This is a genomic window from Kitasatospora sp. NPDC051702 (genome assembly GCF_040681575.1).
Taxonomy (GTDB): Bacteria; Actinomycetota; Actinomycetes; order Streptomycetales; family Streptomycetaceae; genus Kitasatospora.
Genome location: NZ_JBFAZB010000018.1, coordinates 87137 through 103948, shown reverse-complemented (window position 1 = coordinate 103948; position 16812 = coordinate 87137). Strand labels below are relative to the sequence as shown.

Sequence of the window (16812 nt, the reverse complement as noted above, 5' to 3'; positions counted from 1 at the left end):
GCGCGAAGTTGCTTGAAAGTAGGCAGTTTCAAGCAGCTTCACAGCTATCGCCGGGACATGTCAATGGCGGCGCCGCCCGTCGGCCCCGGGTCTGACCGGGGTCGGCGGACGGCGTCCGGGGCCGGGCGGGTCCGTCAGGCGCTCACGCCCACGGTGTGGCCGAAGGTCTCCGGGGCGGCGACGAGGTCGAGCATCGCCCGCGCGACGTCGGACCGGCTGACGGAGCTGGTGGGCGGGCCGGAGTCGACGCTCCGGCGGTAGTGGCCCCGGCCGGGTCCGTCGGTCAGTCGCGGCGGCCGGACGGCCGTCCAGTCCAGACCGCTCGCCCGCAGGACGCGCTCCATCGCCTCCAGGTCGGTGTAGACGTCCCGCAGGAACGCCCGGAGCAGTGGCGAGAGGATCCGGCCGGCGAGCACGGACTGGCCGGCCCCGGTGCGGTTGAGCGGCGCCGCGCTCACCGTGAGGATCCGGCGCACCCCGGCCTCGGTCATCGCCGCCACCACCGCCCGGGCGGAGGTCGAGGCGGGCTTCAGCGGGTCCGAGCGGCCGTTCGCGCCGATGCCGGAGAGCACCGCGTCGGCCCCCTCGACCACGGGCTTCAGGGACGCGGGGTCGAGGGCGTCCGCCCGGACGACGGTCAGCCGCTCGTGGCGGAGCGGCAGTCGCGCCGGATCGCGGACCGCCGCCACGACCTGGTGCCCGTCGGCCAGGGCGTGGCCGACCAGATGGCGTCCGACGCCTCCGGTGGCGCCGAGAACAGTGAGTCGCATGACTGCTCCCAGGGGGTGAGTGAATGCTTACTTCGATGGTGAGTGAGTGCTCACCCACCTGTCAAGGTAGACTGGCGCCCGTGAACCGAGACGGCGCGGATCGAGACGGCGGCAACCGGGGCGACGGGGGCCGGGGCGGGCCGGCGGCCGCCGCGCCGCTGACCGGCGGGGCCCTTACCCGGGCGCGGGTGCTCGACGCCGCGGCCCGCCTGATCGCCACCGTGGGGCTCACCCGCACCACCACCAAGGAGATCGCCCGGGCCGCCGGCTGCTCCGAGGCGGCGCTGTACAAGCACTTCCGCGACAAGGAGGAGATCTTCGTCCGGGTGCTGCGCGAGCGCGCCCCGCGCCTCGCCGACGCGGTGGCCGACCTGCCGGGCCGGGCCGGCCTGGGCTCGGTCGGCGAGCACCTGGAGGAGGTGGTCCGGGTCGCCGTCCCGTTCTACCGGCAGTCCTTCCCGATGGCCGGATCGCTGTTCGCGAGCCCCGAGCTGCTCGCCGCCCACCGCGGCAAGCTGGGCGACGCCGGCCCGCACAACGTCAGTGCCCGGCTCGCCGACTACCTGCGCGCCGAACAGCGGCTGGGCCGGGTCTCCTCCGCCGTCGACCCGGACGCCGCCGCCATGCTGCTGATCGGGGCCTGCTTCCACCGGGCCTTCCTGGAGCTCTTCTACGCCGCCGAGGCCCCCGCCGAGGCGCTCCGGCCGGCCGGGGCCGAGGAGTTCGCGAGGGCGACCGTCCGGGCCCTGCTCGGCGGGGTGCTCCCGCCCGGCCCGTCCGGCCTCGCGGACGCGTCCGGCCCGTCCGGCCCGTCCGACCCCGGCGAGGCGCCCGGCCCGTCGGGCGCCTCCGACGCGCCGTAGGCCCTGCGGACCGCCGGCACCCGCCTGTGGGCCGGGATCCGCCGACGGGCCGTCAGACCACCAGCCGCAGCCGGTTCTCCGCCACGCCGACCCGGACGCTCTGCCCCCAGGTCAGCTCCAGGGCGTCCGACTCGACGCCGTCGCCGAAGGCCACCAGCCGGTCCGACTCGACGGTCAGCACCAGCCCGCGGCCGTCGTCGAGCACGCCGTGCACCCGGCTGGTGCCGGTGGTGGGCGAGGGCCAGGCCTCGCGGACGAACCAGGCGAGCGACGGCGCCACCGCCTCCGGCAGCGGCACGGGGCCGCCGCGCTCCAGCCAGGCGGAGCGGCACCAGCCGGTGGCCCCGGTCCCGGTGCCGATCAGGACGCCCGAGGAGGCCTGCGGCTCGGCCTCCTCCCCGTCCACCGCCAGCCGGTACCGCGCGGTCTGGTGGCCGGGCTGACCGAGGTACACCTCGTTGAGCGCGAGCAGCCGCTGGGTGTCGTCCGCGACGGCCTCGACCATGGTGCGCTCCTCGACGTGCCGGTCGCCGCCGCGGGAGACGGCGGCCGCCAGCAGGACGGGCAGTGCGGAGGCGCGGTGGCGGACCAGGATGCCGGGGTTGCGGCCGGGATCGGCGTCGACCCCGATCACCGGCTGCCCGTCGAGGTACTTGGCGGCGTTGGCGACCAGCCCGTCCTGGCCGACCACGACCACCACGTCCCCCGGTTCGAACAGGAAGCGCGGCAGGTCGGCGCGCTCGACCCGGGTGCGCCGCCAGTCCAGCGGGACGGCGGCGGCGGCCCGGGCCAGCGCGGCGGCCTGCCGGTGGTGGCGCTGCTCCACCTCCTCGACCGAGCGGCCGCGGGAGGAGAGGAAGAATGCGGCCTGCCCGGGCGTGCCGTGGTGGGCGAGCAGCTCCTCGTACTCCGTCCGGCGGTGCACCAGCACCGCCCGGGGGGCGAGGCTCACCGGTCCGTCCCGCCCGCGGGGCCGCCGAGCTTGGCCAGCAGCCCGGTCAGCACGTCGGGGGTGAGCGTGATGCTGTCGATCTGCGGCAGGTGCTCGGCCAGCCGCATCAGGGCGAGGGCCCGCAGCACGGCCGGGTCGGCCTGCTGGTGGGCGGTGAGCCAGGCCGCCTCGGCGGCGGCGCGGGCGTCGCCGAGGGCGCGGGCGGCGTCCGCCTCGGCGCCGGCGAGCCGGATGCGGCGTTCGGCCTCGGCGTCGGTGCGGACCCGCCCGGCGACGGCCTCCTCCTCGGCCTGGAGCCGGCTGTTGGCGCCCTGCTGGGCGAGCAGCTGTTCCTCCCGGCGGGCGAGTTCGATCCGGTTGGCGAGCTCGTTCTCGGCGATGCCGCGCTCGTGCTCGACGGCGACGGCGCGCCGTTCGAAGGTGGCCCGGTCGGCCTCCTGCTGGACCAGCTCCCGGGCGGGCGTGCGCAGGGCCCGCTCCACCTCGGGTTCGGGGCGCAGGGCGACGACCCGGACGGCGATCACGGCGAGGCCGGTCTCGGCGATCCGGGGTTCGGCGGCGAGCCCCTCGGCCATCCGGTCCCGCACGGCGCTGACGCCGTCGACCAGGGCGGCGGCGAGGGTGGTGCGGGCGAGCAGTCCGAGCGCGTGCTGCTGGGCGGTCTCGGTGAGCAGGGTGGCGAGCTGGTCGAGCGGGGCGGCGCGCCAGGCGCCGGTGTCCGGGTCGATGCCGAAGTCGACGCGGCTCGCGGCGACGGCGGGTTCGGTGATCCGGTAGGTCAGCGTGGCCTGCACGGTGACGTCCTGGAAGTCGGAGGTGCGGGCGTGGAAGAGCATGGCGAGCTCGCGGTCGTCCACGGGCACCTCGGAGAGGGCGGCGGTGAGCGGCCGGAACCAGAACGCCAGGCCGGTGCCGTCGTGGACGACCTTGCCGCGGTTCAGGTGGCGGATGTGGGCGGTGGGGACGGCGCGCAGGTGGCGCAGTCCGAAGCGTCTGGTGATGTCGGCCATGGGGAGGAGCACCTCTTCTCGTCATGAGGACGATAAAGGTCCCGGGTGCATCTCGTCAAGATGACGAGAAGGGGTGGTGAGGGCCCGTCGCGCACGTCCGCCAGGCCCGCTGACGAGCGATAACCTGGGGAGGCCGGGGCAGCGAGCAGGCCGGCCGACCCGGGAGGAACGAGAGTGGTGGACGAGACGCGGGGCCCCGCCCTGATCGGCCGGCGGCGGGAGACCGGGCTCCTGGAGGCCGCCCTGGTCCGGGCGGCCGGCGGCGCCGGCGGCACCGCCGTGCTGCTGCGCGGCGAGGCCGGGGTCGGCAAGAGCACCCTGCTGGCCTGGACCGAGCGGCAGGCGCGCGGACGCGGCTTCACCGTCCTGCGGGCCGTCGGCGCCGAAGCGGAGACCGACTTCGCGTTCGGCGCGCTGCACCAGGCCGTCTGGGCCCTCCTGCGGCGCTCGGACGGCCTGTCACCCCACCAGCGGGACACCCTGGAGAGCGCGCTCGGCGTCCGGGCCGGCACCCCGAGCGGCTTCGCCGTCGGCGCCGCCACCCTCGCGCTGCTGGGCGACGCGGCGCGCACCGCCCCGGTCCTGCTCCTCCTGGACGACCTGCACTGGGTGGACTCCTCCAGCGCGGCCGTCTTCGCCTTCCTGCGCCGCCGCTGCGCCGAACTGCCCCTGGTGATCGTCGGGGCCGGCCGCCCGGCGGGTTCGGCGGCCTCGAGCTGGTCGGACGAGCCGGTCGACGTGCGCGCGCTCGACCGGGCCGACGCGGCGGCACTGCTGGCCGACCGGCACCCGGGGCTGGCCGCGACCACGGCCGACCGGGTGCTGGCCGAGGCCGTCGGCAACCCGCTGGCACTGGTCGAACTGCCCCGGCAGCTGGCCGGCGCCCAGCAGCGCGGCGCCGCCCCGCTGCCGGACCACCTGCCGCTCGGGCGCACGCTGGAGCGGATGTTCGCCGAGCGGCTCGGCGGGACGACCCCGGAGGCCGGCCGCCTGCTGCTGCTCGGCGCCCTGGCCACCGGCGCGGACGCCGGTAGTGGGTGGCTGAGCGCCCTCGCGGACGAGGACGCCCGCCGCAGCCTGGAGCGGATCGAGGCCGACGGGCTCGCCCGGCTCGACCCGGCCGGCCGGCTGGTGTTCCGCCACCCGCTGGTGCGCAGCGCGGTGGTCGCGGGCGCCTCCGACGCCGACCGGCGCGCGGCCCACCGCACGCTCGCCGCCGCCCTCGCCCCGGACGACCCGCGTCGGCTGGTCCACGAGGCCTCGGCGGCCCTGTTCCCGGACGCCGCCCTCGCCGACCGCCTCCAGGAGGTCGGCCGCCGGCTGGCCCGCCGCGGCGGCGACGCGGAGGGCGCGCTGCTGCTGGAGCGCGCCGCGGCCCTCAGCCCGGACCCGGCCGACCGCGCCCGCAGGCTCACCTGGGCCGCCGTGATGGCGGCCCGCGGCGGGCAGCTGCGGCACAGCGCCGAGCTGGTCGCCGGGCTGTCCGGCGCACCCGTCCCGGCGGACGTCGCCCCGCTGTTCGCCTACGCCCGGGTGTACGTCGACCAGAGCCACCGGGTCGACTTCGCGTCCTCCGCGGCGCTGCTGCCCGCAGCCCTCGACGCGATGACCGCGCCGGGCGCCGACACCTTCGGCGGGCTGGTCGAGCAGGTCTACTTCAAGCTGCTGCTGTCCGCCACCCACACCGACGACCCCTGCGCCTGGCGGGCCCTGGAACGCCACCGGGGGAGCGTCTCCGAGGCGGGCCGGCTCTGCCTGCGGGCCTGGACCGACCCGGACCCGGCGGTGGCCGGGGAACTGCGCGCCGTCGCCGACGGGATGACCGAGGAGCAGGAGGCGGGCGCCTCCTGGCTGCTGCTGTGGACCGCGTCGGCGCTCGACTGCCCCGGCGGCGACCTCTGGCAGCGGCTCACCGGCCTGCACGGCTTCGCCACCCAGGGCTCGGTGGCGAAGGCCAAGTGCCACGAGGACTTCCTGCTCGGCCGCTGGGAGCAGGCCGCCGTCTGCCTGCGCGAGGCGGCGGTCGCGGACGAACTCGGCTACCACGCCAACGCGCTGATGTTCCGCTACTACCACGCCCAGTTCCTGGCCGGCCGCGGTGACGAAGAGGGGCTGCGGGAGGTCGAGCGGGCGATCGGGCCGACCGCCACCCGGGCCAGGATGCGTTTCGTCCTCGACCGGCTCGCCCACCTGCGGGGCCTCGCCGCCCTCGCCCACGGGCGGTACGAGGAGGCGTACGCGCAGCTCGCCCCGGTCGCCCCGGGCTCCGCAGTCCCCCCGGCGGCTCCGGCCGAGCGGCCGCCCGTCGGGCCGCCCTGGCGGCACGCGCTGGTCCTCGACCTGGTGACGGCCGCCGTGCACACCGGCCGCCACGCCCAGGCGCGGGCGCACCTGGCGGCCGCGCAGGCCGTCGGCGCGGCCGGGATCTCCGGCCACCACGCCTTCCTGGTCGCGGCCGCCGCCGCGGTGGCCGCCGACGACGCCGGTGCCGACGAGGCGTACCGGGCGGCCTTCGCCGTACCCGACGCCGAGCGGTGGGTGTTCGACGCCGCCCGGCTGCGGCTCGCGCACGGCTCCTGGCTGCGCCGGCGGCACCGGCCGGGCGCCCGCGAGGTGCTGCGCGCGGCGTACCACGCCTTCCGCCGGCTGCGGGCCGACCCCTGGGCGCGGCGCTGCCAGGAGGAGCTCCGGGCCGCGGGCGAGCAGGTGGCGCCCGAGCCGGGCGGCCCCGCCGCGGCCGCCGAGGAGGGCGCAGGCCCCGCGGCCCTGACCGGGCAGGAGCTGCGGATCGCCCGGCTGGCGGCGACCGGCCTGACCAACAAGGAGATCGGCGGGCTGCTGCAGCTGTCGCCGCGCACCGTCGCCGCGCACCTCTACAAGGTCTTCCCGAAGCTCGGCATCACCTCGCGGGCCGCGCTCGCGCACGCCCTCGACCCCGGCTGACCGGCCCGGTCCTGTCCTCCCCGTGCACCGTGCCCGGCCCCGGGGCGCACCGCCGCGACGGGGCAGTCAGATGACCTAACTCGGCGTCCGACCCGCGGAGCAGGCTGGCCGCGCAGGGCTTCGGGGAAAGGGCGGCCGGGTGGGCTGGCAGGTGACGACCGCGTCGGTGGCGGACGGTGAGAAGGCGGCGTTCTGGGGCGAGGCGGTGTCACGGACGGTGGTGCCGGTGGAGGTGGTCCCGCTCGCCGCGCGGCCGTTCGACGGCCGTCTGGCGTCGCACCGGCTCGGGTACGTCCGGGTCTCCACGCTGGAGGCGGACGCGGCGCGGGTGTCCCGGACCGCCGGCCTGATCGCCCGGTCGCGGACCGAACCGCAGGTGGGCGTCGGGGTGCAGGTGTCCGGGCGGGCCGTGCTGGAACAGGACGGCCGACGGGCCGAGGTGGCCGGGGGCGGGCTGGTGCTGTACGACACCGCGCGGCCCTACTCGCTCGACTATCCGGAACGCTTCCGCACCCACCTGTTCCACCTGCCGCGCCGGCTGCTGGGGGTGTCGGAGGGGGAGCTGCGGCAGGTGGCGGGCACGGCCGTCACGCCCGGCGAGGGGTGCGGCTCCGTCCTGCTGCCCTTCCTGGGCACGCTGGCGGCGTCCGCCCACTCCTACCCCGCGCCGATCGGCGACCGGCTGGCCGGCAGCGTGGCGGACCTGCTCAGCACGCTCGTCGGGCAGCTGACCGGCCGGGCGGTGGAGGAGCCGGAAGCCCCGAACGACCACCTGGTCCGCCGGATCCGCGCGCACATCGACCGCCACCTGCAGGACCCGGGGCTGTCGCCGGAGAGCGTCGCGGGCGCCCACCACATCTCGGTGCGCTACCTGCACCGGCTCTTCGAGGGCGAGGGGCTGACGGTGAGCAGGTTCGTCCAGCGGCGCCGGCTGGAGGCCTGTGCCGAGGAGCTGGCCCGCCGCGGGCGCACCGCGCCGACCGTCTCCTCCGTGGCCCAGCGCTGGGGCTTCGTCAACCCGGCGCACTTCAGCCGGGCCTTCCGCGCCGCCTACGGGGTGTCGCCGCGCGAGTGGCGGGCGACCGGGGGCGGCACGGCCGGCTGACCGGTCGCACGCCGACGGCCGCTCCCCGGTCCTGCCCCGGCGGGAAATCCGTGCGCGGACAGACCAGGCGGGGCGGCCCGCCCGCAGTACGGTCGAGCGGCGCGTCGGCGGCGGGGGCCGCGGGCCGACGCCCCGCCCGGTGCGCACCGGGCTCCGGCCGTGGCGCCCGTCGGGCGCGGCGGCGTCCATCCGTCCACGCCAGGAGATCAGCGTTGTCCGACACCACCACCCCCTCGCACGGCGGCCGACCGGTGCTCGACCGGGCGCTCCAGGAGTTCCTGGACGCCCGGGCCGGGAGCCCGGCGGCGGAGCTCCCGGACCTCGGCTTCCTGGCCGTGGCGGACGGCCCGGCCCCGACGCCCGGTCCGACGGCGGGGCCGGCGTCATGGCCGGGGGAGCCGGCCGGGCGGCTGCCGGGGGACGGCGGAGCGGACGACCCGTACGGCACCACCACCCGCTGGTTCGAGCTGCCCTGCGGGCCGACCGGGCGGGTGCGCGTCCAGGTCACCAGACCGGCCGGCACCGTCGAACCGAGCCCGGTGGTGCTCCTCCTGCCCGGCCTCGGCTGGGCGCTCGGGGACGCCGCCTCCTACCACCGGCTGATCGCCGAGTTCGCCCTGGGCGCCGACGCCGCGGTGGTCTACGTCGACTACGCCGCCGCCCCGCTCGCCCGCTACCCGGTGGCCGTCGAGCAGTGCCACGCCGTCGTCCGCTGGATCCACGCGCACGGCGACCTGCTCGGCCTGGACGGGCGGCGGATCGCCGCGGTGGGGGACTCGGCCGGCGCCAACCTGGTGGCGGCGCTGACCCTGCTCGCCCGCCGGCACGGCGACGCCCCGCTGCTGCACCAGGTGCTGGTCTGCCCGGTGACCGACGCCGACCTGGACACCCCGTCCTACCACCGCTACGCGACGGGCTACTTCCTGCACCGCGACCACATGCGCCGCTTCTGGGACGCCTACGTCCCGGAGCCGGAGCGGCGGCTGGAGCCCACCGCCGCCCCGCTGCGGGCCGGGCTGGACCAGCTCGCCGGGCTGCCCCCGGCGCTGGTGCTCACCGCCGAGGCCGACGTCCTGCGGGACGAGGGGGAGGCGTACGCGGCCAGGCTGCGCGCGGCGGGCGTCCCGGTGGTGGCGACCCGCTACCAGGGCGCGGTGCACGGCTTCCTGCTGCTCGCCGGCCACTGCCCCACCGGGACGGCCCGCGCGGCGCTGATCCAGGCCGTCGACACGGTGCACGTCGCCCTGCACCGGCACTCCTGGTGACGACCCGCCGGGCCGGCGGGGGCGTTCCGGTCCGGGCGGCGGGCGAAGTTCCTCCTGTTGTTCCTCCTGGTCCGGGGCACCGCTGCGGGGTGTGATGGAGGAGCCGGCGGGCGCGGTCCCCGCGCCCGCCGCCCTCCCCGCCCGTGCCGCCGGACCGGCTGGTCCGACGTGCCCGACAGCCGTCGTAGGAGCGTTGATGACTGTCGTCCTCGATACCGCCCCGATCCCGCCCGCCGAACGCGCCGAGTACTGGCACGAGGCGGTCTCCCGCACCTTCATCCCGCTGGACGTGTCCCTGCTCGAGGCCGAGCCCGCGGCCGCGACCATCACCAGCCGGCGGCTGGGCGCACTGCAGGTCTCCCGGGTGCGGGGCGGCCCGCAGCGGGTGGTGCGCAGCGCCGGCCTGATCGCCCGGGGCGGTGAGGACCACATCACGCTGGCCCTGCAGCACCGCGGCCGGGCCCGGCTGCTCCAGAACGACCGCCAGGTGCCGCTGGACCCGGGCACCTTCGCGATCTCCGACGCCGGCCGGCCGTTCGTCAAGGAGCTCCCGGAGCACTTCGAGTTCACCGCCTTCCACTGGCCGAGGACGGCGGTCGGCGTCTCCGACGAGGACCTGCGGGTGCTCACCGCGACGGCCTTCGACGGCTCCGCCGGCACCGCCGGGCTGGTGGCCGCCTACCTGGAACGGCTGGCCCGCTCGGCCGGGGAGCTGGAGCCGGCGGTGGCCGGCCGGCTCGCCACCACGGCGCTGGACCTGCTGGCCGTGCTGGCCCAGGAACGCCGCGGCCGGTCGGCCCCGCCGGCCCCGGAGGCGGCGCTGGCCACCCTGGCGCGGATCAAGGACCACATCCTGCGCCACCTGGGGGACCGCGACCTCGGGCCGGAGCGGATCGCGGCCGCCCACCACGTGTCGGTGCGCTACCTGCACAAGCTCTTCCGCTTCGAGGGCGTCACGGTGGTCCGCTGGATCCAGCGCCAGCGGCTCGACATGTGCCGGCGCGACCTGGCCCGCCCGGCCGCGGGGCGGCCCACCGTGGCGGCGGTCGCGGGCCGCTGGGGGTTCGTCAGCGCCAGTCACTTCAGCCGGGCGTTCCGGGCCGCCTACGGCGTCTCGCCGAGCGAGTGGTCGGCGAGCACGGCGGCGGAACCCGCCCTGCGGGCCGGGCTGCCCCGCCCGGTGGCCGGGCCCGGCGCGCCCACCCGCCGGGACGGCGCTTAGGGACGGTCGGTCCAGTCGGCGAGCAGGGCCGTGGCCTCGGCCTGCCGGACGGTGTCGCCGGCGGTTTCCGCGGCCGCCCGGGCCTCGCGCGCCGCGGCGACCGCGCGGTCCCGCTCGCCGAGGGCGTCCAGGGCCCGGGCCTGCCCGACCGCGGCGATGCCGGTCAGCATCGGGACGCCGACGCGGTCGCTCACCCGGCGGGCCTGCGTGAAGGCGGCCTCGGCCTCGGCCGGTCGGTCGAGGCCGAGCAGCGCCCGCCCCTTGCCGATCAGCGCGTTGGCCGTGGTGAAGTCGACGATGTGCGCCGCGCCCGGCGCGGTGGCGGGGTCGGCCAGCAGCCCGAGGATGGTGTCGGCGGTGGCCAGCGAGTCCGCCTCCGCGCCCTGCCGGTGCTGGGCGGCGGAGAGCGCCATCAGCGCCTGCGGGTGGCCCTCGCGGTCGCCGGCCGCGGCGAACAGCTCGGCGGAGTGCCGGGCCCGCCGGACCGCGGTGTCGAGGTCCCCGAGCCGGTTGGCGGCGCTGGCCGCGTAGAAGCGCGCCCAGGCCTGCTGGACGGTGTCCCCCGCCCGGTCGGCGAGGTCCGCGGCCTGGCCGGCGGTGGCGAGCGCCTCGCGGGGGCGGCCCAGGCAGGAGAGTTGCGCCCAGGCGAGGTAGTTGGTGTGGGTCGCCTCCGCGGCGGTGTCGCCGAGCGCGCGGGCGGCGGTGCGGGAGAGACCGAACACCTCGGGCCAGTGCCCCCAGTACGTCCAGCGGTCGGAGAACCAGTGCATGGACTCGGCGGTCCGCACCACCTCGGGGTGCCGGCCCTCCACCGCGGCCCGCCGCAGTGCGGCGAGCCAGTTGGCGCTCTCCGCCTCCAGCCACAGCTGGGCGGCCCGCGGCGTGGCGAAGGCGCTGCCGGGCCGGGGGCCGTCGGGCTGGAAGCACTGGCCCGCGGCGGCGGCGGTGTCGAGCAGCCAGCGGTGCAGGGCGGTGTCGGCGGCCAGGCGCTCCTGCGCGCCCTCCTCCTCGTCGAGCCGCTCGCGCGCGTAGAGGCGGAGGAGGTCGTGGAACAGCATCCGGTCGCCGGCGGTGGTGCCGAGCAGGCCGAGTTCGAGCAGTTCGTCCAGCATCTCCTCCACCGGGCCGGGGCGCAGACCGGTGAGCACGGCGCCGGCGGCGGCGTCGAAGTCCGGGCCGGGGACGAGGGCCAGGCGGCGGAACAGACGGCGCTCGGGCTCCCCGAGCTGCTCGTAGGAGAGCCGGAAGGCGGAGCGGATCCGCAGGTCGCCGGCGGCGAGGCGGTGGAGCCGCAGGTCCTCGTCGTCGAGGCGGTCGGCGAGGTCGCGGGCGTCCCAGGCGGGCCGGCTGAGCAGCCGGTTGCCGGCGATGCGCAGGGCCAGCGGCAGGTGTCCGCACAGGTCGGCGACCCGGGCCAGGGCGGCGGGGTCGGCCGGGTGGCCGCCGCCGGCCGGCCGGTCGTCCCGGGCCGGGTGGTCGTCGCGTTGGGCGAGGATCGCGCCGAGCAGGGTGGTGGCGGACTCGGCGGGCAGCGGCTCCAGGACGAGGCGCCGGGCGTGTTCGATGCCGGTGAGCGAGCGGCGGCTGGTGACCCAGACGGTGCCCCGGCCGGGCCCGGGCAGCAGGGCGCGCAGCTGGCCCTCGTGCGCGGCGTTGTCCAGGACGACGAGGGCGTCCCGCTCCCGCAGCAGGCCGCGGTAGAGCGTCTGGCGTTCGGCGGTGTCGACCGGGAGGTCGCGTTCGCGCACCCCCAGGGCCCGGAGCAGGCTCGCCAGGGCGTCGTGCGGGGGGACCGGGTCGGTGTCCAGTCCGCGCAGGTCGAGGAAGAGGCAGCCGTCGGCGAAGCGCTCGCCGAGGGCCCGGCCGGCGTGCAGGACGAGTGCGGTCTTGCCGAGGCCGGGGGCGCCGGAGACGATCGACACCCGGTGCGCCCGGGGGTCGGTGGTGGTCCGGGCGAGCCAGTCGGTCTCGGTCGCACGGCCGGTGAAGTCGGGTACGGCGGGCGGGAGTTCGCAGGGCCGGGCGGTGACGGCCGGCTGCCGCCGGCGGCCGGAGCGGGCGGCGGCGAGCAGGGCCGCGGCGTCGTCCGGGGGGAGGCCGAGGGCGGTGGCGAGGGCGTCGACGGTGCGGGGCTGGGGGCCCCGGCTGTGGCCGCGTTCCATGTCGCCGATGGCTCGCGCACTGACGCCGGAGCGCTCCGAGAGCTCCTCCAGGGTCAGCGTGGCGGCGTGCCGGTGGGCGCGCAGCAGCGGCCCCAGGGCCTGCGGCGCCTGCTGGTCCATGAACCCCCCAACTGTTGAAAGATCATCATACAGAGGGGTATGGGCGGTTGTGCCGCGGCGACGACGGGGGCACACCGCTGAAGGACCGCCGCCTGGCGGCCCTTCAGCGGTACCGACCCGCGGCTCAGGCCACCGGCGGCGCCCACGGGGCGTCGGGGGCCGAGACTCGGTGGGCCGTCACGGCGGTGGCCAGCAGCAGCGCCGAGGCGAGTCCGAGGGCCGCCACCAGCAGCCCGTGCAGGACGAGGACCCCGCCCGCGACGCCGCCGAGCATCATCGCCAGCGCGGAGAGGATCCGCCGGCCCGGGCGGGGCGCGCCGCCCCCGGCCGGAGCCGAGTCGGCGGCGAGCCCGGTCAGCGTCAGGGTGAGCACCGTGGTCGTCAGGTCGGGCACGCCCAGCCGCCGGGCCACCGCGTTCTGCAGCCCCATGCCCAGCCCCAGCAGCACGATCAGCGCGTACCCGGCGCCGCCGGACGCGGTGGCCCCGGTGCCGGAGGCGGCCGCCGTGGCGGTGGCGGCGGCGGCCAGGACGGCCTGGACGGCGGCGGCCCGGGCCAGCAGGCGCCCGCGGTGCGCCGCCAGCCGGGTGCCGAGCCGGCCGCCGGTGAGCGCACCGGTCAGGAACGCCGCCAGCGAGACCAGCGAGGCCGGGACGGACAGCCCGGAGGCCCCCGCCAGGGCGAACCCCAGGAAGACCACGTTGCCCGTCATGTTCGCCACGAAGACGTGCCCGAGGCCGAGGTAGCTCACCGCGTCGACCAGACCGGTGGCCACCGTCAGCAGCAGCATCAGCGGCGGCAGCGGGCCGTGCCGGTCCGCCCGGGGCGGCCGCACCGTCCGCAGCGCGTCAGCCAGCAGGGCGCGCACCGGCGGCCGCCTCCTCCCCGGTCGGGGGGCGGTGCAGCACAGCCCGGGTCAGCAGGCCGCTGGCGAGGCCGAGGGCGACGGCCAGGGCGGGCAGCCAGAGCGGCCACCCGGGCAGGCCGAGCGCGTGGTCGGCGGACCACCGGCCCGGGCCGGTGAGCGCCAGCGAGCCCGTGACCACGACCAGCACCAGCGGGTACTCGTAGCCGTCGTCCTGCACCCAGAGCCCGTTCGGGCGCTTGACGGTGATCGCCACCGTCATCACGCCGATGGCGACCATGGCCGCCAGGGGCGTGAGCGCCCCCAGGGCCAGGAACAGGCCCGAGCCGATCTGGCCGGCCCCCGCGGCGAGCGCGGTGAGCGGGCCGCCGAGGAAGCCGTCGTGCCGGAACTCCTCCGTCCCGCCCGCCAGGCCGTGGCCGCCGAGGCGGTGGCTCACCTTCTGTACCCCGTGCCCGGCGATGAGCAGGCCCACCACCAGCCGGAGGACCAGCAGTCCGGTATCCATCGTGTCCGCTTCCTGTTCCTGTCCCTGGTTCCTGATCGGGTGTCGCGCGCCGGCGGGGCTCAGCCCGCCGCGTGCGCCCCGATGACGGTCTGCGCGTAGACGACGCCCAGGCCGTACGCGCCGGCGTGCTCCTTGACGACCTCCATGACGGCGCCGTACGTCTCCGCCCGGGCCCAGTCGCGCTGCAGTTCCAGCAGCACCTGCACCCAGGTCACCGGGACGGCGCCGCCCTGCGTCATGCGCTGCACGGCGTGCTCGTGGGCCTGCGGGGAGACGCCGCCCGAGGCGTCGGTGACGACGTACACCTCGTAGCCCTGGGCGAGCATGGAGAGCACCGGCAGCACCAGGCAGACCTCGGTCCACAGGCCGGCGATGACGACCTTCCCGCGGCCGGTGGCCTTGACGGCGTCGACGACGGCCCGGTCCTCCCAGGCGTTCATCGAGGTGCGGTCGAGGACCTCCGCGTCGGGGAAGACGGCGGCCAGCTGCGGCAGCAGCGGGCCGGAGAAGGACTCGGCGGCGACGGTGGTCAGCACCACCGGCACGTCGAAGGCCCTGGCGGCCTTGGCGAGGCCGACCGTGGCGTTGATGATCGCGGTCCGGTCGCCGCTGCCGGTGCCGAAGAACATCTGCGGCTGGTGGTCCACGAAGAGGACGACGGCGTTGTCGGGGGTCAGCAGGTCCGGGCTCGGGGTGGCGCTGACCTGGTTCGCGTCGAACATGGGGGTTTCCCTTCGGTCGGGGGAGCCTCCACGCCGGTGGGGTGGAGGAGGTCGGGGTGGGGCGGTCCGGGGAGCCGGACGGCGTCAGAGCAGGAAGCAGGGGTCGAACGGCTGGGCGTGCTCCGTCAGGTCGCCGCGGTCCGCGCGCCACCGGCGCTGCAGCTCCGACTCGGCGACGACCTGTCCGAGCAGCTCCGCCTGGCGGGCGCCCGCGCCGCTGGTGCCCGGGTGGTGGGCCTGGTAGCCGCCGAAGCGGGCGACCGGGCTCCAGTCGGGGCTGACCGGCGGGAGCTCCTCCGCCATGCCCTCGTACTCGGCGGCGGCGTGGACGATCCGGCCGCCGACGACGGTCAGCACGGACTCGATGTGCGGGATGTCCGGCTCGGGGACGGTGAAGTAGTCCGCGGAGAGCACCGCGAGGTCGGCGTAGCAGCCCTCCCGGAGCACGCCCTTGACGTCCTGCTCGCCGGTCAGTTCGGCGCCGGCCCTGGTGTACAGGGCGAGCGCGGTCGCACGGTCCACCCGGTTCCGCGGCGGGCGCGTCGCCTGCCCGCCGACGGTGCGCCCGGAGACCAGCCAGTGCAGGGCGACCCAGGGGTTGTAGGAGGACACCCGGGTCGCGTCCGTCCCGGCGGCCACGGTCAGGCCGCGCTCCAGCATGGCTCGCAGCGGCGGGGCCCCGGCGGCGGCGTCGGCGCCGTACCGGCGGGCGAACGCCCCGCCCTGGAAGGACAGCCGGTTCTGCACGGAGAGCGAGCCGCCGAGCGCCGCGATGCGGTCGAGGCTGTCCGGGGAGACGGTCTCGGCGTGGTCGAAGAGCCACCGGTTGCCGGCGGGGAAGAGCCCCTCCGCGGCGAGCCGTTCGAACACCGCGAGGTCGCGCCGGATCGTCTCGTCGTAGGTGGCGTGCAGCCGGAAGCCCCAGCCGTGCTCCATGAGCAGGCGGACGGCCTTCTCGAACTCGGCTTCGTAGGGGCCGAGTTCGGGCCGCGGCTCGGCGAAGTTCTCGAAGTCCGCGGCGGCCCAGGTGAGGTTCTCGCCGGCCCCGTTCAGCCGCAGCCAGGCGTCGCCCTCGCCGGGGCGCACGGTCGCGACCCAGCGGGCCAGGTCGTCGAGCTCCTGGCCGGGGGTCTGCGGGAACAGGTGGTAGGCGATGCGCAGCGACAGCAGGCCGTCCCGGGCCAGTTCGGTCACCGTGCCGTAGTTCTCGGGGAAGTTCTGGAAGCCCCCGGCCGCGTCGATCGCCGAGGTCAGCCCGAACCGGTTCAGCTCGCGCAGGAAGTGCCGGGTGGAGGTGCGGCGGTCCTCGCCCTCCAGGGCCGGGGCCTTGGCCAGGGTGGAGTAGAGGACGAGCGCGCTCGGCGCCGCCAGCAGCACGCCGTTGGGCTCGCCGCCCCGGCCGCGGACGATCTGGCCGCCCCTGGGGTCGGGCGTGTCACGGGTGTACCCGACGGCCCGCAGCGCCGCGCGGTTGAGGATCGCCGACTGGTAGAGGTGCAGCACGAACACCGGGGTGTCCGGCGCGGCCTCGTTCAGTTCGGCGGGCGTGGGCAGCCGCTTCTCGGCGAACTGCTCGGCCGACCAGCCGCCGACGACCCGCACCCACTGGCCCGCGGGCGTGCGGGCGGCCTGCTCGCGGAGCATCGCCAGGGCCAGGCGCAGCGAGGGCACGCCGTCCCAGCGCAGTTCCAGGACGTAGTTGAGGCCGCCCCGGATCACGTGCAGGTGGGCGTCGTTGAGGCCGGGCACCACCCGGCGGCCCAGCGCGTCCACCACGACGGTGGACGGCCCGACCACGGCGGCGACGTCGGCGTCCTCGCCCACGACGGTGAACAGCCCGTCGCGGACGGCCAGGGCGCCCGCCTGCGGACGGCGGGCGTCCCCGGTGTGGATCCGCGCGTTGCGGACGACGACGTCCGCGGCGGCCTCGACGGCGCGCGGGACGAGCCCGCTGACCGGCATTGCAGGCACCTCGACTACCTCCTGTGGTGGCTCCGGACCGCCGGCCCGGGCGCGGGCGGCGGTGGTGGCGGCCGGACGGGCCGGGATGTACGGGGGCGGCCCGTCCGGCCGCCTGACTTGACGTTAAGTCGGCTCCGCACAACGGAGTTGGCGCTCCGTGCACCGCCCCCGTCCCCGGAGCGCACCGGTCCCGGCCGGGGTGCGCGGGCCGGCCCGCGGGAGCCCCGGGAACGCGACGGAGCCCCGTACCGGGCGTCCTCGGGGGGACGTCCGGTACGGGGCTCGGGGCTCGGCCGGTCGGGGTGCGGTGGGGGCGGTCGGCGGGCCCGCCCGTGCGGTGACG

13 protein-coding genes are annotated in these 16812 nt (G+C 77.3%); 5 read left to right on the top strand and 8 right to left on the bottom strand.

From position 1 onward, the window contains the following. Positions 1–134: 134 nt before the first annotated feature. Positions 135–770: an SDR family oxidoreductase gene (locus tag AB0N04_RS17720; protein ID WP_360209580.1), complete on the bottom strand. Its 636-nt coding sequence runs from the start codon at positions 768–770 to the stop codon at positions 135–137. Positions 771–928: 158 nt separating this feature from the next. On the opposite strand from AB0N04_RS17720, the gene AB0N04_RS17715 reads away from it, so the two are divergent. Then, the gene (locus AB0N04_RS17715; protein WP_360209774.1) at positions 929–1633 is read left to right on the top strand and encodes a TetR/AcrR family transcriptional regulator; all 705 of its coding nucleotides are present in this window, start codon (positions 929–931) and stop codon (positions 1631–1633) included. A 52-nt stretch (positions 1634–1685) separates the two neighbouring features. Here AB0N04_RS17715 and AB0N04_RS17710 read toward each other — a convergent pair whose 3' ends face one another. Beyond that, a complete protein-coding gene (locus tag AB0N04_RS17710; protein WP_360209582.1) occupies positions 1686–2585 on the bottom strand; it encodes a hypothetical protein in 900 nt (299 codons plus the stop codon). Next, positions 2582–3595, bottom strand: coding sequence for an SPFH domain-containing protein (locus AB0N04_RS17705; RefSeq protein WP_360209585.1), 1014 nt, complete (start codon positions 3593–3595; stop codon positions 2582–2584). The genes AB0N04_RS17710 and AB0N04_RS17705 overlap by 4 nt, the downstream gene beginning before the upstream one ends. Positions 3596–3772: 177 nt before the next feature. Here AB0N04_RS17705 and AB0N04_RS17700 point away from each other — a divergent pair, with 177 nt between their 5' ends. The 4 genes from AB0N04_RS17700 to AB0N04_RS17685 all read left to right on the top strand — a co-directional run bounded on the left by AB0N04_RS17700 (position 3773) and on the right by AB0N04_RS17685 (position 10130). Further along, positions 3773–6538 carry a LuxR family transcriptional regulator gene (locus AB0N04_RS17700; protein WP_360209588.1) on the top strand — a complete coding sequence of 922 codons (2766 nt, stop codon included), beginning with the start codon at positions 3773–3775 and terminating at the stop codon, positions 6536–6538. A gap of 151 nt (positions 6539–6689) precedes the next feature. After that, positions 6690–7643, top strand: a complete 954-nt coding sequence (locus tag AB0N04_RS17695) for a helix-turn-helix domain-containing protein (protein WP_360209591.1) — start codon at positions 6690–6692, stop codon at positions 7641–7643. 212 nt (positions 7644–7855) lie between these two features. Beyond that, positions 7856–8908 carry an alpha/beta hydrolase gene (locus AB0N04_RS17690; RefSeq protein ID WP_360209594.1) on the top strand — a complete coding sequence of 351 codons (1053 nt, stop codon included), beginning with the start codon at positions 7856–7858 and terminating at the stop codon, positions 8906–8908. A 196-nt stretch (positions 8909–9104) separates the two neighbouring features. Next, positions 9105–10130 carry a helix-turn-helix domain-containing protein gene (locus AB0N04_RS17685; RefSeq protein WP_360209597.1) on the top strand — a complete coding sequence of 342 codons (1026 nt, stop codon included), beginning with the start codon at positions 9105–9107 and terminating at the stop codon, positions 10128–10130. Here AB0N04_RS17685 and AB0N04_RS17680 read toward each other — a convergent pair. From AB0N04_RS17680 to AB0N04_RS17660, 5 genes are all read right to left on the bottom strand, one after another. After that, on the bottom strand, positions 10127–12412 hold the full coding sequence (locus tag AB0N04_RS17680) for a helix-turn-helix domain-containing protein (RefSeq protein WP_360209599.1): 2286 nt from the start codon (positions 12410–12412) through the stop codon (positions 10127–10129). The two genes, AB0N04_RS17685 and AB0N04_RS17680, sit on opposite strands and share 4 nt — an antisense overlap. A 124-nt stretch (positions 12413–12536) precedes the next feature. Further along, entirely contained in the window at positions 12537–13280 is a 744-nt protein-coding gene (locus tag AB0N04_RS17675) for a YoaK family protein (RefSeq protein WP_360209602.1), read from the bottom strand. Then, complete coding sequence (locus AB0N04_RS17670) at positions 13261–13785, bottom strand: DoxX family protein (protein ID WP_360209604.1); 525 nt, start codon at positions 13783–13785, stop codon at positions 13261–13263. The genes AB0N04_RS17675 and AB0N04_RS17670 overlap by 20 nt, the downstream gene beginning before the upstream one ends. 59 nt (positions 13786–13844) lie before the next feature. Then, entirely contained in the window at positions 13845–14507 is a 663-nt protein-coding gene (locus tag AB0N04_RS17665) for a hydrolase (RefSeq protein WP_360209607.1), read from the bottom strand. Between the two features lie 84 nt (positions 14508–14591). After that, a complete protein-coding gene (locus AB0N04_RS17660; RefSeq protein ID WP_360209776.1) occupies positions 14592–16469 on the bottom strand; it encodes an amidohydrolase in 1878 nt (625 codons plus the stop codon). Between the last annotated feature and the right edge of the window lie 343 nt (positions 16470–16812).

Excerpts from the sequence above, each read along its gene's own strand:
- AB0N04_RS17720 (WP_360209580.1), bottom strand. The coding sequence starts at position 770 with ATGCGACTCACTGTTCTCGGCGCCACCGGAGGCGTCGGACGCCATCTG.
- AB0N04_RS17705 (WP_360209585.1), bottom strand. The coding sequence starts at position 3,595 with ATGGCCGACATCACCAGACGCTTCGGACTGCGCCACCTGCGCGCCGTC.
- AB0N04_RS17660 (WP_360209776.1), bottom strand. The coding sequence starts at position 16,469 with ATGCCGGTCAGCGGGCTCGTCCCGCGCGCCGTCGAGGCCGCCGCGGAC.
- AB0N04_RS17670 (WP_360209604.1), bottom strand. The coding sequence starts at position 13,785 with ATGGATACCGGACTGCTGGTCCTCCGGCTGGTGGTGGGCCTGCTCATC.
- AB0N04_RS17680 (WP_360209599.1), bottom strand. The coding sequence starts at position 12,412 with ATGGACCAGCAGGCGCCGCAGGCCCTGGGGCCGCTGCTGCGCGCCCAC.
- AB0N04_RS17685 (WP_360209597.1), top strand. The coding sequence starts at position 9,105 with ATGACTGTCGTCCTCGATACCGCCCCGATCCCGCCCGCCGAACGCGCC.
- AB0N04_RS17665 (WP_360209607.1), bottom strand. The coding sequence starts at position 14,507 with ATGTTCGACGCGAACCAGGTCAGCGCCACCCCGAGCCCGGACCTGCTG.